A 23,076-nucleotide genomic window follows, 5' to 3' on the forward strand; every position below is an offset into this window, starting at 1 on the left:
ATTTTTTTAGCAGAATATTCCATTGCTATCCTTAAGCTACTTCACCTTCCTCAAACTGACTATTATAGAGGTCAGCATAGAAGCCATTCTGCTCCATGAGCTCGTCGTGGTTGCCCTGCTCAATGATATTTCCATCGCGCATGACCAAGATAAGATCCGCATTACGGATAGTAGACAGGCGGTGAGCAATGACAAAGGAAGTCCGGCCCTCCATGAGTTTGTCCATAGCCTTTTGAATCAGCTCCTCCGTCCGCGTATCGACTGACGAAGTTGCCTCATCCAAGATCAAGAGCGGCGCATCTTTCAGTAGAGCACGAGCGATGGTCAATAGCTGCTTCTGACCAACCGATAAGTTGACCGTGTCATCCAGCACCGTATCATAGCCCTGCGGCAGAGTCATGATAAAGTGATGAACACCGACCGCCTTTGCTGCGGCAACAACTGCTTCATCTGTCACATGCTCCTGATTATAAATCAAGTTCTCTCGGATAGTTCCTTCAAAGAGCCAGGTATCCTGCAAGACCATTGAAAAGGCATCGTGAACCTCGGAGCGTTTCATATCCTTAATATCTATACCATCAATGCTGATACGCCCTTTATCAATTTCATAGAACTTCATGAGCAGATTAACAATGGTCGTCTTACCAGCACCCGTCGGACCGACAATGGCAATCTTCTGTCCGGCTTTGGCCTGGGCTGAGAAATCATGAATAATCGTCTGGTCTGGCTTGTAGCCAAAGAAGACCTCTTCAAAAGCAACATCTCCCTTGACAGCAGTAAGCTGCTGCTCTTTACGCTGCTCGTCTTCCATCTCAGGCTCAGCTAGGAATTCAAAGACACGAACCAGTGCTGCACCGGCCTGCTGCAAGACAGTGATTCCTTGTGCAATCTGTGACAAAGGCTGAGAGAAGGTCCGCACATAAACCATAAAGGCAACGATAATCCCGATGCTAATAGAACCATTAATCGCCAGAGCAGCACCGACCAAAATAACCAGCACATAGGCGAAATTACCTGTAAAGAACATGAGCGGCATCATCATGCCAGAGATAAATTGCGATTTCCAAATACTGTTATAGAGATTATGATTGAGAACTGCAAAGTGCTCCTTTGACTGTTCAATGGCATTGTAGCTGATAACAACATTATGGCCGGAGTACATTTCCTCTACATAACCGTTAACAGCAGCCAAATCGTTTTGTTGGGCAGTGAAATAGCCCTGAGACTTGCCCATGATGAGGCCAACAAAGACAAAACCGACTACAGTAGCCAAAATGGTCACCAAAGCCAAAATCCAGTTCATAAAGAACATAGTCAAAACCACAGCCACCAAAAGCAAGCTAGAAGAGATAACACTTCCTAAACTCTGGTTGAGAGATTGGCCTACCGTATCCACGTCATTGGTCACGCGCGACAGCGTATCCCCCTGAGAATGACCATCGAAATAGCTCAATGGAAGCTTGTTAATTTTCTCTGCGATGGCCGTCCGTAGACGCTTGGAGAAATACTGGACAACCGTACTGATGATAAAGGACTGACCATAGTTGAGCAGGGCTCCTACTGCATATAGAATAGCGAGGAGAAAGGCAATCTGAGACACAGCTTTTAAATCAATGTTGCTACCCAGACCATCAGAAATGAGATTAGTAATTTCTTTTAATTTATTTGGCCCATAGACCGTGATAATGTTTGACAAGACAGCTCCCACAAATGCCAAAGCAAGAGGAAGCTGGAAACCTTTGAGATAAGGCCGCATCTGGTTAAATAATGAAGACTTCTTATTTTCCATTTTCTAATTCCTCCTTGGATAGTTGTGAGTAGGCAATTTCTTGATAAACCGCGTTATTTGCCAAAAGCTCTCGGTGGGTACCTTGACCGACTACCTTACCAGCATCCAATACCAAAATTTGATCCGCATCCATGATGGTAGAAATCCGCTGTGCTACGATCAGCTTGGTCATATCCTGCGTTCGCTCAGCCAGTTCCTTGCGCAAAATGCGGTCTGTCTTATAGTCTAGCGCTGAGAAGGAGTCGTCAAAGATGAGGATTTCTGGCTTACGAGCCAAGGCTCTAGCAATAGCCAAACGCTGACGCTGGCCACCAGAGAAGTTGGTCCCGCTCTGAGCCACTTCTGACTTGAGTCCCTTTTCTTTCTCTTGGACAAAGGGCTTGGCTTGTGCCAGGTCAAGAGCCTCCCACATCCCCTGCTCATCCAGCGGACTTGCTTGACTTTGACCAAAGTCCAGATTGCTCTCGATATCACCAGAGAAAAGCACAGCCTTTTGCGGGATGTAGCCAACCTTATTGCGTAGGTCTTCCAGCTGGTAATCCTGAACATTGACGCCATCTACCAGAATCTCTCCTTCTGTCACATCGTAAAAACGAGGAATGAGATTGACAAGAGTAGATTTCCCTGAACCGGTTGAGCCGATAAAGGCTACAGTATCACCAGCCTGCGCTGTAAAGCTGACATGCTCAATGACCGCTTCAGAATTCTTAGAATAGCGGAAGGACACATCTCGAAAGACCACCTCTCCCTTGCTATCCGCTGCTGCCTTAGGCTGTTCCGGACTGGTAATAGAAGAATGCAGGTCCAGCACTTCATTAATCCGGCCAGCCGATACAATGGTCCGAGGCAGGACGATAAAGAGGGCACCCATGAGCAAGAAGCCCATCACAACCTGCATAGCATAGGACATAAAGACGACCATATCACTGAAGAGTGGGAGACGCTCCTGCAGCCCAGCCTCCTGAATCAGATAAGCCCCGATCCAGTAAATAGCCAGTGTCAAACCACTGGAAATCCCCATCATAACTGGATTCATCATGGCCATCAGACGATTAATGAAGAGATTAAGACGGGTCACTTCATCATTAGCTGCTGCAAATTTCTCATCCTGATAATCTTCCGCATTGTAAGCTCGGACCACGCGAATCCCAGTCAGACTCTCTCTAGTGACGCTATTTAGCTTATCGACCAAACGCTGCGCAACTGACTGCTTGGGAAAGGCCAGTGTCATTAAGACTGCTGTCATTAGAACATTGACAATAACAGCAATAAGAACAGCAATCAGCCAGTTCTCAGACTTGCCGATAATCTTGGTCATAGCCCAAATCGCCATAATCGGCCCCCTAGTCACCACCTGCAGCCCCATGGTGATTAAGGTCTGCACCTGGGTAATGTCATTCGTCGTCCGAGTTAGCAGACTAGGAATCGAAAATTTCTTAATCTCCGTCTGCGAATAATCCAGCACACGGTTGAAAATATCGCTCCGCAGACTCTGCGTAAAACTGGCAGCTAGACGAGCCGCAAGGTAGCCAACCACGATAGCTGACAGCAAACTAGCAAAGGATAAGCCAAGCATTTTCAATCCCGGTTCCCACAAATCTGCTAAAACTGTTCCCGGCGTTTGTAGTAGCTCTGTAATCGTCGAAATATAGGTCGGAACCTCTAATTCCAAAAATACCGTCAGGAAGGTGAAGAGCACACTGAGAACAATCATGCTCACTTCCCTTACCGTCAGCCGTTTAAATAGCTTAATCATCTTTCCCTCCATTTTCTAAACTTTCGATATTCTGATAAAACTTGGCCATGACTTGTGAAAAAATCAACAGCTCCTGCTCAGAAACACCATTCAAAATAGACCGATCTATTTCACCAAAAAAGGCGCGGATTTTCTTCATTCTTTCCTGCGACTGCGGAGTAAGGCGGATATACTTGGCCCGCTTGTCTGTCTTGCTAACTTCCAGCTGGATAAAGCCATTCTTCTCCATCCGTTTCATTAAGTTAGAGGCCACCGATTTGGAGATATCCAACTCCTGCTCAATATCCTTGATAAGCGTGTCCTTGCCTTCTTCCGCACGATGGGCAACAATATGCAAGACCTGCCCCTGCGGCCCAGCCATAGACTCAATCCCTTGCTCCTTGGCAAGTTTCTCTACCATGAGATGAATTTTTCGACCAAAACGTTTCATTTCTAATAAAGGCTTTTCCATCAATTCTTCCTTTCTAAATTGGTTCTCACGAGAACTAATTAGTTTTCATGAGAACTATTTTACCACATGAAAAGCAGATGTCAAGAAAAAGTTTCTATGAGAACTATTTTTAATAAAAAAAATAAACTGGAACCAAGAGGCCCAGTTCTACCAATAGAATTTTTTTAATCTTAATATTTTTAAACGAAACAGAGTAGCAAATCCCTGCTCTAGAATAATCTTCCTCATCATTCATTCTATGGAAATAGCCACTTGACATGAGGCGCAAGATTGGAAATTTCTTGATGAAGTTCATTGAAGCTAGTACTTTTCACATCTGCCAGGTCTAAAGAGACCGCACTCTCCTCTTGATTTTTAGGATAGAAATATAAAATTCGACTGGTCGGTTCGGAAGATCTCATCCTAGGTCGAGATATATCGTATTCAATTTGCTCAATCTCCTGCCACAAGAAGTACTTCTCTCTTTTATCAGATAAGCCTCTCAGCCTTATTCCCATCTCATCCATCTCTAAAATCGGGGGCCTATGATTCGAAATATAGCCTAGAACGATCATCAAAATAGCGGTTATGCCCATTCCCCAATAGACTGGATGGAGCATATTGTTACTTTCTTCAGTAATCTGACTGCTTCTTTGGTCTTCTTTGCTGGTAGAAGCCCTATGAACCAGTTGATTGCTACTATTTTGACTTGTTGACTCAGGGGAGGCCTTATCCATAGATACAAAAGACATGGTAAAAAAGATAAAAAAGAGTAAGAGAAAGCCCATGATATAAAATTTTTCTCCATCGCGCTGATATACTTTCATTCTATTCCTATCCTTTCCAGATATATTTCCTATATGAGAATTCCTTCCAAATGGTCCAATTCGTGCTGGCAGATTTGCGCTGGGAAATCCTCTAAAGTGATGGCCTTCTTCAGCCAATTCTGATCCAGATATTCGACAGTGATTTTCTGGTAACGAATGGTTGACCGGCTGCCTGTCAAAGACAGACAGCCTTCTTCCGTTTCATAAGCTCCTGATTTCTGAATGAGAACTGGATTAAACATGACCATGGGCAACATACCATACATAAAAATAATCACCCGCTTTTGGAAACCAATCATATTTGCAGCAAGACCGACACAAGACTCTCTATGGGCCAATAAGGTATCCTGCAAGTCCTGAGCCAAAAATAGATCAGCTTTCGTGGCAGGGACTGATTTTTGCTGTAAAAAGAAAGGATCTTTCACAATTGCTTTTTGCATATTTTACCTCAAATGGAAGAGGCTGGATTCCCTATCTCAGCCTCCTTAGTTTATTTGAAAACTCTCAACGTCTTATTTACTTATTTTGCATAGCGTTCGCTAATATCTTTTGCGAGGACAAAATTCCCTAGTGTAGCCGAGCCATTTCCTGCGACAGCCGGTGTAACAATGTAATCACGCACATCTGGCACTGGCAGATAACCATTGAGCAGGACAGTAAATTTTTCACGGACACGGTCCAACATGTGCTGTTGCGCCATCACACCACCACCGAAGACAATGACATCTGGACGGAAAGTCACCGTCGCTTGAATAGCTGCCTGCGCAATATAGTAAGCCTGAATATCCCAGACAGAGTTATTGAGCTCGATATTTTCACCACGCACACCCGTCCGCGCTTCTAAGCTAGGACCTGCTGCTAAGCCTTCCAAACATCCCTTGTGGAAAGGACAGACGCCGTTAAAGCCTTTTTCCACATCCATTGGGTGCTGAGCTACATAGTAGTGTCCCATCTCTGGATGGCCTGTACCCCCAACAAATTCACCACGTTGGATAGCACCAGCACCAATCCCTGTTCCAATCGTATAATAAACCAGATTTTCAATGCGACCACCAGCATTGTTGCGGGCTACAACTTCACCATAGGCAGAACTGTTGACATCTGTCGTAAAGTAGATTGGCACATTCAACGCACGACGAAGCGCTCCCACGATATCCACATTTGCCCAATGTGGTTTTGGAGTTGTCGTGATGTAGCCATATGTTTTTGAATTAGGATCAATATCAATTGGACCAAAAGAACCGACTGCCAGACCTGCTAGATTGTCAAAACGAGAGAAAAACTCAATCGTTTTATCTAACGTTTCAATCGGCGTGGTCGTAGGAAACTGTGTTTTTTCTACAACATTAAAATTTTCATCGCCCACAGCACAGATAAACTTCGTTCCACCGGCTTCTAAACTTCCGTACAATTTTGTCATTTCAAACACCTCTTGTATTCTTTATACTCCATTATAGCATATTTCCCTATTGGAAATGGCTCTATATTTTAGATTTTCCTCTGTAAATCTTAGCACTCAAGTAAAAAACGAACAAACATAAGTTGTTCGTTTTCCTTTGTTGACTTTCTATAGCTAAGATTAAGCTTTCACTTCAATAATCGCATCGCCTTTAGCAACAGTTCCTTCTGCTACTGGAGTCACAGATGCGTAGTCAGCTGTGTTAGTCACGATAACCATAGTCGTGTCATCCAGACCAGCTGCTGCGATTTTAGCTGAATCAAAAGTTCCAATAATATCGCCAGCTTTGACTTTAGAACCTTGAGAAACTTTTTGATCAAATCCTTCGCCATTCATAGACACTGTGTCAATACCAACGTGGATCAGGATTTCAGCACCATTAGCTGTCTTCAAACCATAAGCATGGCCTGTCGCAAAAGCAATTGTCACTTCTGCATCAGCTGGGGCATAAACGACACCTTCAGTTGGTTTGATCGCAATCCCTTGACCCATAGCTCCGCTTGAGAAAACAGGATCATTTACATCGCTCAAAGCAACTGCACTACCAACAATTGGAGAAATGATTGTTTCATCTTTGAGAGCCGCTGGAACATTACCAGTTGTTTCTTCTTCGACAAGTTTTTCAGTTTCAGCTTTTTCTTCAGCAGTTTCTTCGTCTTTGTATCCGAACATATAAGTCAGAACAAAACTCAAACCAGTTGTCAGAACAACCATAAAGATATATTGCAACAATTGACCATTCAGGTAAAGGAGTGTACCTGGAATAATTGTGATACCGAAACTTGTACCTGCAAGCCCCATAATAGAAGCTAACCAACCACCAACAGCACCAGCACCCAGTCCAATTACAAACGGTTTAACAAAGCGCAAGTTAACCCCGAAGATAGCTGGCTCAGTAATACCCAATCCTGCAGAAAGTGCTGCTGGGAATGCAAGAGCCTTGAGTTTTTTAGATTTTGTCTTCACAGCTACAGCCAAAGTCGCACCAGCCTGAGCTGTCATAGCAGCAGTGATAATCGCATTAAATGGATCTTTCCCAGTTTGAGATACCAATTGAGATTCCAGTAAGTTGAAGATGTGATGAACACCAGTTACGACAATCAGTTGATGTACTGCACCAATAATCAAACCAGCAAGACCAAACGGAAGGCTAAGAAGGAACTCTGTACCATTCAAAACATATGACTCAACAATGTGGAAGACCGGACCAATCACAAAGAGTCCCAAAATAGACATTACAAGGAAAGTAAGGAATGGAACAAGAAGAAGGTCCAAGACATCTGGAATTTTCTTGTGCAGCCATTTTTCAAATTTCGCACCAAACAAACCTACAAAGAAGGCAGGAAGCACAGAGTTTTGGTAGCCAACCACCGGAATAAAACCAAAGAAGTAAATTGGATGAGCTTTTGTTGCTGTAACTTCGCTAGCAAATTTTAGACTTCCTAGAACATCCATATTAGCAATTTTGTCTAAAATATCCTTAGAAGGATCAACAGCAAATTTAGTAGCCTGACCAGCTACATCCCAAGCATTTGGAAGTGCTGAGTTAACCATCATGAGACCAAGAACCAAACCAATGATGGGGTTCCCTCCAAAGACTCTAAAAGCTGACCAGCAAATCAAAGCTGGGAAGAAAGCGAAGGCTGTATCAGTTAATACTACTGTATAAGTATAGAAGTCAGTCGATTTGAAAGCATCCGCTGTGGTACCAAATAAAGATAAAACTTGATCCTGAGCAATTGCTCCACGAACTCCCATGAAAAGACCTGTCGCAACAATAGCTGGGAGAATTGGTACAAATACGTCACCGAATGTACGGATGGCGCGTTGGAACCAATTCCCTTGCTTAGCAGCTTCTGCTTTCATGTCATCTTTTGATGAAGTCGGCAAACCTAAGGCTACAACTTCGTCATAGATTTTATTAACCGTACCTGTACCAAAAATGATTTGATATTGGCCTGAGTTAAAGAAAGCTCCCTGAACTTTTTCTAGGTTCTCGACAGTATTTTTGTCGATTTTACCTTCATCTTTAACCATGACGCGCAGACGAGTCGCACAGTGGGCTACACTGTTAACGTTCTCACGTCCACCCAAGGCTTCGATGACCTTTTTTGCAATTTCAGTATTATTCATTTGCAAAAATCTCCTTATAAAAATATTGTAAAACTTTTTGAAAGCGATTTTATCACCTTTACGAATATTATTTTACCATGATTCAGAGATATGTCAAGCGTTTTGCAGAAAAAATATTTTTTTACTGTTAAATGTTGATTTTTCAGCAGAAAACGTTTACTATAGTAATAAGAAATAATATGATTTGGAGGACAAAAGATTGGCTTGGACGACTGAAAAACGCTACAAACGCTATGAAGACTGGACTCAAGAAGAGCTACAGCAGATCAAAGAAAACATCGCTAAATCTCCTTGGCGGGCTAACTACCATGTGGAGCCTCAGACAGGTCTGCTCAATGACCCCAATGGCTTTTCTTACTTTGACGGCAAGTGGGTGGTGTTTTATCAAAACTTTCCTTTCGGGGCAGCACACGGTCTCAAATGCTGGGTTCAATTAGAAAGTGATGACCTAGTTCACTTCACTGAAACTGGCCTTCGGGTGCTGCCAGATACTGTTCTGGACAGCCACGGCGCCTATTCTGGCTCTGCCATGCAGTTTGGCGACAAGCTCTTTCTCTTCTATACTGGTAATGTCCGTGATGAGAATTGGGTGCGTCACCCCTATCAAATCGGCGCCTTGTTAGATAAATCAGGCAAGCTCGAAAAAATTGACAAGATCTTGATTGAGCAACCTGCTGAAGCGACCGACCACTTCCGTGATCCGCAGATTTTCAACTACAAAGGACAATTCTATGCCATTGTCGGTGGGCAAAATCTAGACAAGCAAGGCTATGTCAAGCTGTACAAGGCTGTTGATAACGACTATACCAACTGGGAAGCCGTCGGTGATTTAGACTTCGCCAATGACAGGACAGCCTACATGATGGAGTGTCCAAACCTTGTCTTTATCAATGACCAGCCAGTCCTGCTCTACTGCCCTCAAGGCTTATCTAAAGACGTACTGGACTATGGCAACATTTATCCAAATATGTATAAAATAGGTCAATCGTTTGACACAAATCAAGCCGCAATGATTAATCCTAGCCCTATCCAAAATCTGGATTATGGTTTCGACTGCTACGCGACCCAAGCTTTTAACGCACCTGACGGTCGCGCTCTGGCTGTCAGCTGGCTAGGCTTGCCTGATGTCGAATACCCATCTGACCGCTTCGACCATCAAGGTGCCTTCTCCCTCGTCAAGGAATTAACTCTGAAAGACGGCAAGCTTTATCAGTACCCAGTGCCTGCTATCAAAGACTTACGAGCAGAAGAACAGCCTTTCGCGGCTTTGGCAGAAAGCAAGAACAACTACGAACTAGAGCTAAATCTCGCTGCTGACACCGAACACGAAATCGTCCTCTTTGCAGACAAGGATGGCAAGGGACTTTGCATCAACTTCGACCTCAAGGAAGGACAAGTGACAGTCGATCGCAGTCAAGCGGGCGAGCCATTTGCTCTGGACTTTGGAACCATCCGAAGCTGTGATATTGACAAAGAAGCAACTAGTGCTACTATCTTCATCGATAAATCAATTTTTGAAATTTTCATCAATAAAGGAGAGAAAGTATTTTCCGGCCGTGTCTTCCCGAGAGAAGACCAGACAGGCATTGCTATTACTAAGGGCAATCCAACCGGTACTTACTATGAATTAGATTATGGTCGCAAAGCTAACTGATGTAGCAAAACTAGCAGGAGTCAGCCCCACAACCGTTTCCCGCGTCATCAATAGGAAGGGCTACTTATCCGACAAAACGATTTCTAAGGTTGAGGCAGCCATGCGAGAGTTGGCCTACAAGCCCAACAATCTGGCGCGCAGCCTCCAAGGAAAATCAGCCAAGCTAATTGGACTCATCTTCCCTAATATCAGCAATGTTTTTTACGCAGAATTAATTGGTAAATTGGAGCATGAGCTCTTTAAACAGGGTTATAAAACCATCATTTGCAATAGCGAGCATGACTCAGATAAGGAGCGTGAGTACCTTGAGATGCTGGAGGCTAATCAGGTGGATGGTATCATCTCCGGCAGCCACAATCTAGGCATCGAAGACTACAATCGCGTAACTGCTCCTATCATTTCCTTTGACCGTAACCTTTCACCAGATATTCCAGTTGTCTCCTCAGACAACTATGGCGGTGGAGTGCTGGCTGCTCAGACCTTGGTCAAGGCTGGCGCTCAAAATATCATCATGATTACTGGTAATGACAACTCCAATTCCCCAACTGGGCTGCGCCATGCTGGCTTCGCCTCTGTTCTACCAGACGCTCCAATCATCAATGTCTCTAGCGATTATTCTCCCGTCCGCAAGGAAATGGAAATCAAGCATATTCTAACCTATGAGAAGCCAGATGCTATCTTTGCTTCAGATGATTTGACAGCCATTCTAGTGATGAAAGTCGCTCAGGAGCTGGACATCCAGATTCCTAAAGATTTAAAAATCATCGGCTACGATGGCACCTACTTTGTGGAGAACTATTATCCTCAATTAGCGACTATTAAACAGCCGCTGAAGGATATTGCCAAACTTTTGGTCGATTTATTGCTACAAAAAATTGACAAGCAAGAAGTCACAACGACTGGCTACTTCCTACCTGTGAACCTCTTGCCGGGCAAAAGTGTGTAATTTCATGCAATCCCTACTAAATAGAAAATACGACTTCCAAAATGGAAGTCGTATTTTTATCTATCACGGCTGAAAAATATGGATTTCTACAACGGCTGAGTTTGAGACAAAAGTTCTAGCCTCTCAATTGTCTTTGGATTGTCGAGCAAGACGCAGTGGTTGAGTGGGCTCTACTACGCTGATTTCATCAGCTTTTACAGCCCTACTCAACTGTGCGGAGGTGGGACGACGAAATCGAATTCTAACGAATTACCGATTTCTGTCCCACTCTCACTTTATTGCTTCTTTCTAAAAGTGAGCAAGCCAGCAAAGAGGGCAAGAGAACCACCTAAAATCGCCAGCAGGGAAGTTTCTGTACCTGTTTTCGGCAAGACTCTTTCTGTCGAAGCAGTCTCAGTAGGACTTACTTTGTCCTGCTGTTGCTTTGCAGCAAGTTGTTTTTGACTCTCTGGCGATGGAGATGTAGTTGCAGATGGAACTTGAACAAGCTTATTCGACAAGCTAGGTCTAGGGCTTTGTTCTTTTTGAAGCTCCTTAACGCTGCTTTGAGACGGATTTTGCTGGATATCTTTACTTGTATCTTGAGGCTTTTCTTCTTGAGCTGGACTCGCCTTTTTAATCCGCAAAATTGTCGCTGTCAGCGGAGCTAGGGTCAAGCCATTGCTGTTTCTAGTGACACCAGCTGGATTTGAAATAGCAGAAACTCCTGCGCTATTGCCATCAGCCACAACCTCTGCACCTGCTAGATGCTTGTAGGCTTCACCAAAGTTGAAGTTTCGCTCCTTTTTATCCGCATTGACAAAGACTGCATAAATATCACCATTCGAAGCAACCACTTGGTAGCCAAGGACAAGGTCTTCTTTCTCAACGCCATCCTTTCCAGGCTGGGTGATGAGGGTCACATTTTGATCTACTTCTGCTTTGGAGCTGCGGGTAAAGGCGTCCGTTGATTTTCGCAGACTAATCAAGCCCTTCATATAAGCACGACTCTTGGCATTTTCTGGGAATTTCTCCGCATCAGTCGCCTTGGTCCAGTCAAAATGATTGACCGCGTCGCTCGAATCATAAGAATCATGAATGAAATACGGGTATTCAAACGGTGTGCCGTCCTCATTGGTCAACAAATGCGCTTTGTTTGGAACTTTGTCTTCAGAGACAGGATATTTATAGGCAGGATCGCGGAATTGCTTGGTCCGGCCGTACTCTTGACCAGAGTGGATGAATGGAGTTCCTTGCGAAGTCAGCATCATCAGATTTCCCAGACGCAGGCGGCGATGAATCTCTTGATTATTGGCAGCGACTGCTGGATCTTTCTTGATCGACTGGGCAATAATATCAAAGAGGGTCAGATTATCATGGGCCGCAATGTATTGGATCACATCCCCTGGGCTATCTGCCTCAAAATTGGTTGGCTGCGCCTTGATATTCTTGAAAACATCTTCTACATTGCGCTTTCCACCAGTGATAAAGGCTGGCGTTCCTTCATTTGGATAACCCGATTTCAAGGTATTGCGAATATCATCCGAGAAGACCGCTACCGTGTCTGTTGACTTCATCCAAGTTTGGTCAGCAGGTTGGACTGCTTTATTTTCATCACCTGCATAGGTCTTCCAGCCCTCACCCAGCATAATGAGATTTGGATTAAGCTTTTTAGCCTCTTCGAAGGCTGTTTGGATGGACTCAGCATCGTGGTCTCCCATCATATCAAAGCGGAAACCATCTACCTTGTACTGCTCTGTCAGATACTTGATCGAATCCACCAAGATCCGTCTGCTCATATAGTGGGTAGTCCCCAAGCGGCCGCCACCAAAGCTAGTTCTCGGTGTGCCATCCGCATCCATAAAGTGGTAGTAATTGGGCTCCAAGTCCTCAAAGATAGACGTCTTGGCCGTATGATTATAGACCACATCCATGATAACGCCCATACCACGCTTATGAATTTCATTGACAAGATTTTTGAATTCCTCAATGCGCTTGGCTGGATCTGTCGGTGTGCTAGAGTACATACCTGTCAACGAGAAGTAGTTTTGCGGGTCATAGCCCCAGTTATAGTTGCTGTTGCTGGAAGCATACTTGTCCATGCGCTCAGCATTTTTCAGCTCATTTACAAAGTAATAACTCAGAACTGGCAAGAGCTGAACATGAGTCACTCCTAGTTCTTTCAAATAATCCAATTTCTCAATGAAAGCTGAGAAGGTTCCAAATTGAGATTTCAAATCCTTTGAAATAGCTGGATCTGAAGTGAAATCACGGACATGTGCCTCATAAATCAAGGCATCTTCCCGCTTCTTGAAGTTCGGAATAGTAGCATAGGTCAGATCTTTCGGTCCATATTCACTTGGATCTACAAAGGCTGCCTTGGCAATCTTGTAGGCATCCCCCTTGTCCGCATCTTCATTGTTCCAAGCTGCTAAAGACTTGGCATATGGGTCTAGCACAAGAACTTTTTTACCACCACGGCTAATTTCATAATGATAGAAATATCCACGATAGTCAGAAAGACCTAGCCCGCTCTCAGGCGTCAAGCTACTAGTCCATGTGCCAGACTCCCCCTTCTGCATAGCTATGCGCCCAAGAACCTTGTTCTGATCTTTTTTGTCATAGACCACCAAATCGACTTGGTCCGCACTTGGTGACCAGAAGGTCAGATCCACTTGTTTGCCCGCTTGAGAAACACGCGCGCCCAAATCACCATCATACTTGTAAAGGCTGTCCTTCAACTGCCAGTTCATGCTGGTTTTGAATTGGTCATTGCCATATTTGATAAGGTAAGGTGACTGAGCTTGGTTAAAATCACCGATTAATTTTGCGCTTTTATTCTTAGCGTCCAGAACCACATCTTTAACAGTGACTTCTCCACCATCTTTGTTGGTAATTTTTAGGTTTTTCAGAATATCTTCTTTTTTAGCATTTTCTAAGGTAGAGAAGGTCGCCTCAATCTCTGTCAAGCTAACATGCTGAGCTCCTGTCATGCGGATATCATTGACAAAGTAAGGGTTGGTATAAACCGTTGGATCCGCATCACGCAAGAAAATCTGGCTAGTTTTACCCAAATTTGCGAAATTATAATCCTGTTTTTGAATCTTCACATCATCTCCTGACTTGCTTTCATCTAAAAGCAGGAAACCAATCATCTTTGCAGCCTCTTTCAGAGGAACATCTACGTAGCGACCGTATTTCCCAGTCTTTTCAAAGTCCACGCCATCAGGCCAATTTTGACCTGAATGTTGCACATCTCCCCAGAGCCAGAGGGATTTCTTATCATACTGACCATCTGTACGATAATAATTGATGCGAAGCATTCCTTCTTTCAAGGGCTCGGAGGTATGAGGATTATAGTCTTTATCAAACCAAACTTCATTCATCTGAGGGCTCAGCAGCTCAACCGTCTTATCACCTGTAATGTTTTGACCTGCCGTATTGTTGATTAAGAGACTAACCTTGCTTCTTTTCTCTGCCATCTTGACATCAAGGTAATATCCATAATCATCTTTTTTAGCTGTCGCAAAACTAGTCGCACCAGTCGGCCAACCTCCCTTTTGACCAGAAGGCGTTTCAACATCATCCCAAGTCCATAAACCTAAGCTATCCAGATTCTCCGATGGTAGATTTTTGAAATGGAAACGCATATGGCCATCTGCGATAGCAGCCTTTGTCAATGTCTCCGACTGACTAGTTGACGCTGGCTTTTTTTTATCGTCGGATGCAGCTGTTTCCTTTGCTTCTTTCCCAGCTGCTTCTGGAGTCGCACTAGAGTCTGCCCCCTCTGTCGGCTGAGCAGCTTGATTTACTACTGCTTCAGGCTGGGCACTTTTCTCGATATTGCCTTTTTGTTCACTTTCTTTTTGCGCTGAACTATCCACTTCCTCGGCTTTTGCTTCAACCTCTGGCTTAGGTAAAGCTTCTGAATTAGCAGTTGATACTGCTTCCGTTGCTGGGCTAGTTGTAGCTTTTGTCTCATCCGCTTTGGCTAACTGGGCACCTCCAAAGAGGAAGCCAGACGCAATCACGACAGATGCCACTCCGACTTTTAAGCGACGAATCCCAAAATAATACCGCTTTTCACTGGTCCGAGACTGTAGATGATAGTTTCTTTTCATAAATAAAAAAACTCCTTTATTTTTTCCTATAGAAAATACGTATGCAAACGTTTTCTGTATTTATTATACAGATTATCTATCGAAATGTAAAGGTTTTCATAGATCATTTTTTTATTCCAAAGCTTTATGTATGATTTCAGATTCCTTTCATATGAAATCCACCGGCTCTCTCCTTGTTGTTTAAGATAATGAAACTAAAAATTTCTTTAGACTCATCAAAATAAGCATTTCTTCCGTAAATCTTTTCTTTAAAAATCTTTTTTAATGTCGTTCAATCCCTGATTACTTTTTGGTGTTAGAATCACTAGCGCTTTCCTTAGGCTATCACCTACATTTCAATAGCACTGTCCGTTTTTTTAGAAAGATAAGATTTTCCCAAACTTTAAAGAAAATCGAACTAATCTTTATAGAAAAATCTTCTATAAATTCGAGCAATTGTTAAAATAATGATTAAAAATATAGCTATTATAGACAATACTATTTTCCCAAAACTTACTTCCGAACGAATTATAAAAATGTGAAAGAGAGGTGCCAATACTACACCTATAGCAATTAGATAACTAGCAAAGTTTATTGCACCAAGACCTGCAAAAAAATGTTTCATTTTAAATACCCAACTTTTTACCTTGCATTTTATAGTGATTCTCTCTAAATCAGTTTCATTGTTTACTTCTCACCTTTTCAAAGAAATTTGATAGTAAATGTACCCCACTGAGGGCTATTACTATGTCAATTGGTAAGAAATAGTAATCCCATATAAAATGAGACAAAATCAATAATAGAAATAGAATGCAATCAATATAGCTATTCTTAAAATGTTCTGCGATTTTATGATATAGAAATGCAATAATAACTGAAATCAAAACAATCGTCATGCTTATCCTCCTGCAATCTGCAAATAATCCATGTATTCACCTGCTCTAAGCTCTTCCTCTTCTTGGAATTTTTTAAGTACCTTAAAGCTTTTACCAATACAATCCATTAGATACTTCCTGTTTCCTATTATAGCAATTATTATTTAATCCATAAAGTTTATATGTAGAAATAGCATATAAAAACAGATAGGAACTTTTTCAACATTATCAAGTTTACTAGTAATTCAAATTTCCCCACATAGCCGTATTCAAATAGTTATTAAATCCAAAGATCCCCCTCAAAAACTCTCTTCTAAAGAATTGCTCTTTAGGAGATGTTCTATTATCTCTTTCTTTTCTTACTTAGACTGACTAGACCATGCCTCATCTTTAAAAGACCTAGTAAAAATCGTAAGAAACGAAAGCAATTTATCCTATAACTAGAGATGAAAAGCACATTCGAGGTCTAGATTACCACAAATCTATAGGAAAAGTGATCAGCCGAGGCCTAGATTACAACGAATCTATAGGAAAAAGAACTAGCCGAGGTCTAGGTCGCTATTAACCTGTAGAAGATGGACTGTTCCAGCCATAGCCCCTATAATGGAAACTTCTTAAGCATTATCAGCAACTGCAACTATCAAAAACCAAAAAAGCTGAGACAGTCGTCTCAGTCTTTTTCTTCTGTTATAAATTGGCTTAAAATACCATTGATAAACTTACTTGATTTTTCATCAGAAAATTGCTTGGAAAGTTCAATGGCTTCATTGACCGCTACTCGCTCGGGAGTATCAAACTCTGTGATTTCAAAGATGCCTAATCGCAGGATATTCTTTTCTACCAAGGTCAAACGCTCAACTGTCCAGCCTGCTTTTAAGTGCTGGGCGATTTTCTTATCTAATTCTTCCTTGGACTGGAGCACTCCTGTGACCAAGTTGAGTAGAAAAGCTGGGATATTGACCTCAGTATCTGTCTCCTCTTCGTCCTTATCATAAGTATAGGCAAAGCGACAAGCCTCAATGGCATCACCCTCATATTCCAGACTCATCAAAGCCTGAAACGCCCGCTGGCGTAGCTCTTTTCTAGATTCTAACAAAACATCAGTCATTGAGGAAATCCTCATCAAATAGATCTTTCAAATCTGGCTTTGGTGATTTTTCTGGAACAATACCTGCCACATGGATATTGACAGCAGACAGCTCCACTTCAGCCATATCGTTCACAGCACTTTTGACCGCCTTTTGGATCGCAACTGCAACTGTTGGCACACTAATACCATACTCCAGATAGAGGTAGATATCAACTGATATGTCGCCACTTTCATCCGTATGCAGCGCAACACCGCGTCCAAGCGTACGCATAGAAAGGCTATCTGACATGCTTTTATTTGCAAAAGAATGAACGCCCTCTACCTTAGCCGTAGCAATGGCAATAATTTTTTCCAAGACTCGTGGCGCAATAACGATTTCGCCTAATTGTTCGTTTGCCATAAGAATTCCTTTCTATCTGAAAGATTAAGATTACGCACGAGAAACGTAAGTTCCTTCTGCTGTATTGATGACCAGTTTTTGTCCAACTTCGATGAAGTCTGGTACGTTGACAACAAGACCTGTTTCAAGAGTTGCCGGCTTACCAGAACCTGTTACAGTAGCACCCTTGATAGATGGTTGTGTTTCTGTTACCACCAATTCAACAGTTGTAGGTACTGTCACACCGATCACTTCTGATCCGTAGAATTGGATTTTCACATCTGAGTTTTCAAGGATGTATTTCAATTCTTCCTCTACGTTGACTACTGGGATTTCATATTGGTCATAAGTCTCAGTATTCATGAAATAAGCAGTGCCATCCATTTGGTACAAGTATTGTGCTGGTACTGTTTCGATGATCGCTTGTTCAAATTTTTCTTCTGGACGGTAGCTAGTCTCAAATGTAGAACCAGTACGAACATCACGCAATTTCATACGCATGATAGTATTTCCCTTACCTGGTTTGTGGTGACTTGCTTCCAAGACGCGGATCAGTTTACCATCAGCAGTTTCAAAAGTCATTCCAGCTTTCAGCTTACTTGCTTCAATCATTTGTTTTTTACCTCTTTAATAAATAATTTACTCTTTATTCTACCATAAAGCTTGATAATTCTCAAATCACAATCAATTCTTTTGGAGCAAGGGTCAAGACCTCACAACCAGTCTCTGTGATCAGAAGGTCATCTTCGATCCGAACGCCGTATTTGCCATCCAGATAGATGCCCGGCTCATCGGTCAAGACCATGCCAGCCTCAATCGGCTCTTCTGACTTGCCAAAGTAAGGAATCTCATGGATATCCAGCCCAATCCCGTGACCAATCCCGTGGCTGAAGTAAGGGCCGTAGCCTGCATCGTTGATAATTTGACGAGGAATCCGGTCAAAATCAATACAGCTGAGTCCAGCCTTAGCCGCTTCTATCAGGGCTTGATTGCTGCGCAGGACAATATCATAAATTTCCCGCTCTTCATCCGTCACCTGCCCCACATGAACAGTCCGCGTCATATCGCTGACATAGTGATTGTAGTAGCAACCAAAGTCCATGGTCAGAGTTTCACCATTTTGGATGACCTTGTCACTAGCCACGCCATGTGGCATAGCAGAGCGGTATCCCGAAGCGATGATAAAGTCAAAGGAAGCACCTGAAGCACCTAACTGGCGCATGCGAGCATCCAAAAAGTTCATGACAGCCAGCTCTGTCGTCTGACCAGGCTTAATAAAGTCCAGCACGTCTAGGAAGGCTTGATCCGAAATCTGGCAGGCCTTGCGAATGGTCGCGATTTCTTGCTCATCCTTGATCATGCGCAAATTTTCGATAAAGGCTGTCATCGGCACCAGCTCATGACCAGCAAACACACTTTCCAGCATCTTGAAGTAAGCATAGGAAATTTCATCGTCAAAACCGATTTTCGCCAACTTGTCGTCCGCAATGATTTTAGCAATTTCACCAACCGCATCCCGCGTTTCAACAATATCAAAGCCCTCAACCACGCCCTTAGCAATCAGGGTATAACGAGAATCCGTCAGGAAAATCCGTCGTGACTTGCTGATGAAAACCGTCGCTTCTGTGCCACTAAAACCAGTCAAATAGTAAATATTTTTCAGATTGGTTACTAAAACAGCATCGCATTCTGTCTGAGCCAAGGCTGCTTCAAATTTTTCAACTCTTGATAACATGAGGTACCTCCATGAAATAACTAAGCTTATTATATCAAAAAACCAAGAAAAGAGAAAAATTTAAATTAGACAATATTTAAGTTCTATCACTAAGTAAAATAATATTTTTTAAAACACCTCCTTGTAATTTGTGAGTCTTATAAGAATCTGTTGTAAAATCTTGATAAATACTATTCTCTAAATTTACCTATAAAAACAATAATATGCTGTAATTCCCTCTGATTTATTTATGAATCAATTACGATAGTGTCAGTTTCATCCAAAAAGAATTGACAAAACTTGCAAATAATAGTATTATTACGTTAATATTATCTATAAACAAAGGAGATTGTTATGCCAAAATACAAATTACTTGCATATTTTGACGATGGTGAAATTGTAGAGGAAGATAACTTTGGAAATTACTTTGACACTGAGGACGACGCACGATATGCTATTTATGAATTTGAAAACAACATGAGCGTAGGAGCTGAGGTTTTGCATTTATCAGATCCCTTTGAATACCCTGAAGAGGAAGCAGAGCAGGCTGTTTCTTATGAAATAGTCGAAGTTGATTAGTCTGATCGCTGTATTCTATACCTATTGTTTAGTTTAATAAAACGACCTTCATCTTTTGGATTTAGGCCGTTTTTATTTATAGCACTTTTAATTCTAATTCACACAAATATTAGCAACACTTATTGTTAGTTTGTGAAATATATATTATAACTTCAATAAAGAATAGTAATTGAGATTTAATATCTAAATTTAATGAGTTATAAGATTGTACTAGAATCGTTTTTACTCTTAAATTAATTTAGCTTACCTTTCAAATACTGGTCAGTATAGCTAGCAGAGTTTGCAGCTACTTCTTCCGGTGTACCAATAGCAATAATCGTACCCCCACCGACACCACCTTCTGTACCCAGGTCTATAATATGGTCTGCTGTCTTAATCACATCTAGATTGTGCTCAATAACTAAGACACTATTTCCATCATCAACAAAACGATCCAGAACTTTTAGCAGACGAGAAATGTCCTCTGTATGCAGACCTGTTGTCGGTTCATCCAAGTTATAGAGAGACTTGCCGGTCGATCTCTTGTGGAGCTCACTAGCCAGCTTCATCCGCTGGGCTTCACCACCCGATAAAGTAGTCGCTGGCTGTGCCACTAAAACCAGTCAGATAGTAAATATTTTTCAGATTGGTTACTAGGACAGCATCGCATTCTGTCTGAGCCAAGGCTGCTTCAAATTTTTCAACTCTTGATAACATGAGAAAACCTCCGTAAAATAATTCGATTGAGTATCGTAAAATAAAAATTCTGCTGATGAAGAGTCGCTACTCCTCGTCTTTTGTTTCTTTTTGCGCCTTTTCCACATTGCGCTGATAAGCCTGAATCTGTCGCTCCAACTCCCGTTCGATTGCTGGTTCTGGCGCATATTTTTCTTCCCAGTCATCTGGTTTGAGGATTTTATGGGTCACTGGATCAAAATGCGCTTTTCCATCTGGGAAAATCTTCCCCATATTGGCCTGATGGACAATATCGAAAATCCGCTCAGGATCAACTCCCATCAAGACAAAGCTACCGTAAGTAAAGTAGAGCGTATCGATCAGAGCATCAACTTGACCAACTAAGGAGATTTCTGCCTTGCTCTTGCTACGAACCTTGGCAGCAGCCTTATCTAAAGCCTCGTGCATTCTGGACATCGACTGGTCAAATTCTTCCTCTGAAGAGCTGGCAGCTCTGAGAAATTCAACCAACTCTTCCAACTTGAAGTCAGCACGGTGCCGAGCTTCCTCTGGTGTCCAAGCAATGGGTTCTTCCTGCGTAGACTCATCCATAACACTATGGAAGGTCTTGACCTTATTGAAGTGGTGATCGCGAGACACAAAGACTTTCTCACTCGCTAAAATACCAAAATGTTCTAGTGCCCGATGAATCCCGTCCTGACTATTGCTGCTAGTCGTATGCTTGGCTACTTCTTTGACAGAGCTGGTGCCATTTCCCATAGCAATAGACAAGCCAACTCCCGACAGCATTTCCAAGTCATTGTCAGAGTCGCCGAAGGCCATGACCTGATGAATATCAAAGCCATACTCTTGACCGACTAGACGAATCCCCTCCAGCTTGGACATCCCTTGATTGATGATGTCCACTGCATAAGGACTCGAACGAGTAAATTTTAAATGGGGGAAATCTACTTCAATCTTTGCACTCTCAGCCGGATCCGCCAAAATCAGCACCTGATAAATGGGCTCTTGAATCAATTTCAACAGGTCTTCTTCATGCTGAGGCAGGGCCTTACTTACAATCTTGTTAAAACCATGGCTCACCGTCCGAGTCATTTTCCTAGGAATAAACTGGGTAGCCCACTGAGAAAAGGAACTCATACCAAAGGTCATAATTTTTGAACCTTGCATGGCCTGTTCTGTCCCCAAGGAAATTTCTTTCCGGTGCTCTTTGGCATAGGCAATCAAATCACGCAGGCTCTGCTTATCAATCGGTGTGGCAGAAATAACCCTGTCCTTTGAAAAAATATACTGACCATTGTAGGTGACAGCAAAGTCTAAATCCAGCTTGTCCATAAAAGGCTTGACAAAGAAGGGGCCCCGACCTGTTGCTAAACCGACCAAAATCCCTTGTTCCTGCAAACTCTTAATGGCAGCCTCTGTCGATTTCAAGACGGTTCGACTGTCATTAATCAAGGTTCCATCTATATCAAAAAAGACGGCTTTTATTTCCATTGATTTTCTCATTCTTTCCTTTTATGATACAATAAATTATAACACAATTCACGGAGAAGCTCATCTATGAATAAGCAAATTTTAGTTTTACATACAGGTGGAACCATTTCCATGCAGGCTGATGGAAGTGGCGCTGTCAATAGCAGCCAAGACAATCCCATGAACCATGTGGCTGTTCCCTTAGAGGGTATTGAGGTGAAAGTGGTTGATTTCTTCAACGTTCCCAGTCCTCACATCACTCCCCAGCACATGCTCGAACTCTACCAAAAAATCAAAGCTGACGCTGACCAATACGATGGTGTAGTCATTACCCACGGAACAGATACCCTAGAGGAAACGGCCTACTTCCTTGATACCATGGACCTGCCTGACATCCCTGTCGTTTTGACCGGAGCTATGAGAAGTTCAAATGAACTCGGCAGTGACGGAGTTTATAACTACCTGACTGCTTTGCGGGTAGCCAGTGACGAGAAGAGTCGAGGCAAGGGCGTCCTAGTCGTCATGAATGACGAAGTCCATGCTGCCAAATATGTCACTAAAACCCACACCACCAATGTCAGCACCTTTCAGACTCCGACGCACGGCCCTTTAGGCCTGGTCATGAAACAGGAAATTCTCTATTTCAAAACAGCAGAGCCCCGCGTCCGCTTTGATCTGACTAGCATTTCAGGTCTGGTGCCCATCATTCCAGCCTATGCTGGCATGACAACGGAACTGCTGGATATGTTGGATTGGCAAAAGCTAGACGGCCTCATCATCGAAGCCTTTGGCGCAGGCAATCTGCCAAAAGAAACTGCGGAAACATTAACAGAGATGGCAGAAGCTGGTCTCCCCATCGCTCTCGTTTCACGCTGTTTCAACGGCATTGCTGAGCCTGTCTACGCCTATGAAGGCGGTGGTGTCAAACTGCACCAAGCCGGAATCATGTTTGTCAAAGAGCTCAATGCACCGAAGGCTCGTATCAAGCTGCTGATCGCCCTCAATGTCGGCCTAAGTGGTCAAGCATTAAGAGATTATATAGAAGGATAGAATCCGAACTTACCTACTGTTTTCTAGAGCATTGTTTCTTGCTCCTCCTTATAATGCTGTATTCCTCGATATAAAGTTCATAAATATTCTTAGCCTTAAACGAAGTTATAAATTCAAAAAAAGAGTCTGGGACAAAAGTCCTAGACTCTTCAATTGTCTTTGGATTGT

Annotated in this window: 19 protein-coding genes and 2 pseudogenes; 4 read left to right on the top strand and 17 right to left on the bottom strand. The window is 42.7% G+C overall.

Annotated features, from left to right (window positions below; genetic code table 11):
- Positions 1–31: 31 nt before the first annotated feature.
- The 7 genes from O3651_RS09700 to O3651_RS09730 form a co-directional block, all read right to left on the bottom strand.
- The gene (locus tag O3651_RS09700) at positions 32–1,789 is read right to left on the bottom strand and encodes an ABC transporter ATP-binding protein (protein WP_371610292.1); all 1,758 of its coding nucleotides are present in this window, start codon (positions 1,787–1,789) and stop codon (positions 32–34) included.
- Positions 1,779–3,545: an ABC transporter ATP-binding protein gene (locus tag O3651_RS09705; RefSeq protein WP_371610293.1), complete on the bottom strand. Its 1,767-nt coding sequence runs from the start codon at positions 3,543–3,545 to the stop codon at positions 1,779–1,781. Before O3651_RS09705 ends, O3651_RS09700 begins: the two co-directional genes overlap by 11 nt.
- Entirely contained in the window at positions 3,538–3,996 is a 459-nt protein-coding gene (locus O3651_RS09710) for a MarR family winged helix-turn-helix transcriptional regulator (protein WP_371610294.1), read from the bottom strand. Before O3651_RS09710 ends, O3651_RS09705 begins: the two co-directional genes overlap by 8 nt.
- Before the next feature lie 236 nt (positions 3,997–4,232).
- Positions 4,233–4,802: a hypothetical protein gene (locus O3651_RS09715; RefSeq protein WP_371610295.1), complete on the bottom strand. Its 570-nt coding sequence runs from the start codon at positions 4,800–4,802 to the stop codon at positions 4,233–4,235.
- A gap of 29 nt (positions 4,803–4,831) precedes the next feature.
- Positions 4,832–5,242 carry a peptide deformylase gene (locus tag O3651_RS09720; RefSeq protein ID WP_371610296.1) on the bottom strand — a complete coding sequence of 137 codons (411 nt, stop codon included), beginning with the start codon at positions 5,240–5,242 and terminating at the stop codon, positions 4,832–4,834.
- 80 nt (positions 5,243–5,322) lie between these two features.
- A complete protein-coding gene (gene scrK / locus O3651_RS09725; RefSeq protein WP_062123547.1) occupies positions 5,323–6,222 on the bottom strand; it encodes a fructokinase ScrK in 900 nt (299 codons plus the stop codon).
- 159 nt (positions 6,223–6,381) lie between these two features.
- Entirely contained in the window at positions 6,382–8,394 is a 2,013-nt protein-coding gene (locus tag O3651_RS09730) for a sucrose-specific PTS transporter subunit IIBC (protein WP_371610297.1), read from the bottom strand.
- A 199-nt stretch (positions 8,395–8,593) separates the two neighbouring features.
- Here O3651_RS09730 and O3651_RS09735 point away from each other — a divergent pair, with 199 nt between their 5' ends.
- Positions 8,594–10,048, top strand: coding sequence for a sucrose-6-phosphate hydrolase (locus tag O3651_RS09735; RefSeq protein WP_371610298.1), 1,455 nt, complete (start codon positions 8,594–8,596; stop codon positions 10,046–10,048).
- Positions 10,029–10,994, top strand: coding sequence for a LacI family DNA-binding transcriptional regulator (locus tag O3651_RS09740; RefSeq protein WP_125387395.1), 966 nt, complete (start codon positions 10,029–10,031; stop codon positions 10,992–10,994). Before O3651_RS09735 ends, O3651_RS09740 begins: the two co-directional genes overlap by 20 nt.
- A 275-nt stretch (positions 10,995–11,269) precedes the next feature.
- Here the strand turns inward: O3651_RS09740 and O3651_RS09745 are convergent, their stop codons facing one another.
- From O3651_RS09745 to O3651_RS09775, 7 genes are all read right to left on the bottom strand, one after another.
- A complete protein-coding gene (locus tag O3651_RS09745; RefSeq protein WP_371610299.1) occupies positions 11,270–15,094 on the bottom strand; it encodes a pullulanase in 3,825 nt (1,274 codons plus the stop codon).
- 397 nt (positions 15,095–15,491) lie between these two features.
- Positions 15,492–15,698 (bottom strand): hypothetical protein, encoded by a 207-nt coding sequence (locus tag O3651_RS09750; protein WP_371610300.1) that lies wholly within the window; start codon positions 15,696–15,698, stop codon positions 15,492–15,494.
- Positions 15,699–15,753: 55 nt separating this feature from the next.
- Positions 15,754–15,969 (bottom strand): hypothetical protein, encoded by a 216-nt coding sequence (locus O3651_RS09755; protein WP_371610301.1) that lies wholly within the window; start codon positions 15,967–15,969, stop codon positions 15,754–15,756.
- A gap of 649 nt (positions 15,970–16,618) precedes the next feature.
- Positions 16,619–17,056, bottom strand: coding sequence for a transcription antitermination factor NusB (nusB, locus tag O3651_RS09760; protein ID WP_371610302.1), 438 nt, complete (start codon positions 17,054–17,056; stop codon positions 16,619–16,621).
- Positions 17,049–17,438 carry an Asp23/Gls24 family envelope stress response protein gene (locus tag O3651_RS09765; protein WP_045500744.1) on the bottom strand — a complete coding sequence of 130 codons (390 nt, stop codon included), beginning with the start codon at positions 17,436–17,438 and terminating at the stop codon, positions 17,049–17,051. The genes nusB and O3651_RS09765 overlap by 8 nt, the downstream gene beginning before the upstream one ends.
- A 30-nt stretch (positions 17,439–17,468) precedes the next feature.
- Complete coding sequence (gene efp / locus O3651_RS09770) at positions 17,469–18,029, bottom strand: elongation factor P (RefSeq protein ID WP_005591786.1); 561 nt, start codon at positions 18,027–18,029, stop codon at positions 17,469–17,471.
- A gap of 61 nt (positions 18,030–18,090) precedes the next feature.
- Positions 18,091–19,152: a M24 family metallopeptidase gene (locus tag O3651_RS09775; protein WP_371610303.1), complete on the bottom strand. Its 1,062-nt coding sequence runs from the start codon at positions 19,150–19,152 to the stop codon at positions 18,091–18,093.
- A 333-nt stretch (positions 19,153–19,485) separates the two neighbouring features.
- On the opposite strand from O3651_RS09775, the gene O3651_RS09780 reads away from it, so the two are divergent.
- Positions 19,486–19,710 (top strand): hypothetical protein, encoded by a 225-nt coding sequence (locus O3651_RS09780; protein WP_371610304.1) that lies wholly within the window; start codon positions 19,486–19,488, stop codon positions 19,708–19,710.
- Positions 19,711–19,943: 233 nt separating this feature from the next.
- On the opposite strand, the pseudogene O3651_RS09785 reads toward O3651_RS09780, so the two are convergent.
- The 3 genes and pseudogenes from O3651_RS09785 to O3651_RS09795 form a co-directional block, all read right to left on the bottom strand.
- Positions 19,944–20,309, bottom strand: a pseudogene (locus tag O3651_RS09785) (DNA helicase UvrA); the annotation flags it as partial.
- Positions 20,278–20,406 (bottom strand): annotated as a pseudogene (locus O3651_RS09790) (aminopeptidase P family N-terminal domain-containing protein); the annotation flags it as partial. The pseudogenes O3651_RS09785 and O3651_RS09790, both read right to left, overlap by 32 nt.
- Before the next feature lie 66 nt (positions 20,407–20,472).
- Positions 20,473–21,879 carry a Cof-type HAD-IIB family hydrolase gene (locus O3651_RS09795; protein WP_371610306.1) on the bottom strand — a complete coding sequence of 469 codons (1,407 nt, stop codon included), beginning with the start codon at positions 21,877–21,879 and terminating at the stop codon, positions 20,473–20,475.
- Between the two features lie 66 nt (positions 21,880–21,945).
- Between O3651_RS09795 and O3651_RS09800 the strand changes: the two genes are divergently transcribed.
- Positions 21,946–22,908: an asparaginase gene (locus O3651_RS09800; RefSeq protein ID WP_371610305.1), complete on the top strand. Its 963-nt coding sequence runs from the start codon at positions 21,946–21,948 to the stop codon at positions 22,906–22,908.
- The last annotated feature ends 168 nt before the right edge of the window (positions 22,909–23,076 follow it).

Source organism: Streptococcus sp. 27098_8_73 (assembly GCF_041432495.1).
Taxonomy (GTDB): domain Bacteria; phylum Bacillota; class Bacilli; order Lactobacillales; family Streptococcaceae; genus Streptococcus.

Coding starts and splice junctions, on each gene's coding strand:
- scrK (WP_062123547.1), bottom strand. CDS start 6,222: ATGACAAAATTGTACGGAAGTTTAGAAGCCGGTGGAACGAAGTTTATC.
- O3651_RS09715 (WP_371610295.1), bottom strand. CDS start 4,802: ATGAAAGTATATCAGCGCGATGGAGAAAAATTTTATATCATGGGCTTT.
- O3651_RS09795 (WP_371610306.1), bottom strand. CDS start 21,879: ATGGAAATAAAAGCCGTCTTTTTTGATATAGATGGAACCTTGATTAAT.
- O3651_RS09745 (WP_371610299.1), bottom strand. CDS start 15,094: ATGAAAAGAAACTATCATCTACAGTCTCGGACCAGTGAAAAGCGGTAT.
- O3651_RS09775 (WP_371610303.1), bottom strand. CDS start 19,152: ATGTTATCAAGAGTTGAAAAATTTGAAGCAGCCTTGGCTCAGACAGAA.
- efp (WP_005591786.1), bottom strand. CDS start 18,029: ATGATTGAAGCAAGTAAGCTGAAAGCTGGAATGACTTTTGAAACTGCT.
- O3651_RS09755 (WP_371610301.1), bottom strand. CDS start 15,969: ATGACGATTGTTTTGATTTCAGTTATTATTGCATTTCTATATCATAAA.
- O3651_RS09730 (WP_371610297.1), bottom strand. CDS start 8,394: ATGAATAATACTGAAATTGCAAAAAAGGTCATCGAAGCCTTGGGTGGA.
- O3651_RS09705 (WP_371610293.1), bottom strand. CDS start 3,545: ATGATTAAGCTATTTAAACGGCTGACGGTAAGGGAAGTGAGCATGATT.
- O3651_RS09750 (WP_371610300.1), bottom strand. CDS start 15,698: ATGAAACATTTTTTTGCAGGTCTTGGTGCAATAAACTTTGCTAGTTAT.
- O3651_RS09765 (WP_045500744.1), bottom strand. CDS start 17,438: ATGGCAAACGAACAATTAGGCGAAATCGTTATTGCGCCACGAGTCTTG.
- O3651_RS09780 (WP_371610304.1), top strand. CDS start 19,486: ATGCCAAAATACAAATTACTTGCATATTTTGACGATGGTGAAATTGTA.
- O3651_RS09710 (WP_371610294.1), bottom strand. CDS start 3,996: ATGGAAAAGCCTTTATTAGAAATGAAACGTTTTGGTCGAAAAATTCAT.
- O3651_RS09700 (WP_371610292.1), bottom strand. CDS start 1,789: ATGGAAAATAAGAAGTCTTCATTATTTAACCAGATGCGGCCTTATCTC.
- O3651_RS09800 (WP_371610305.1), top strand. CDS start 21,946: ATGAATAAGCAAATTTTAGTTTTACATACAGGTGGAACCATTTCCATG.
- nusB (WP_371610302.1), bottom strand. CDS start 17,056: ATGACTGATGTTTTGTTAGAATCTAGAAAAGAGCTACGCCAGCGGGCG.
- O3651_RS09720 (WP_371610296.1), bottom strand. CDS start 5,242: ATGCAAAAAGCAATTGTGAAAGATCCTTTCTTTTTACAGCAAAAATCA.
- O3651_RS09740 (WP_125387395.1), top strand. CDS start 10,029: ATGGTCGCAAAGCTAACTGATGTAGCAAAACTAGCAGGAGTCAGCCCC.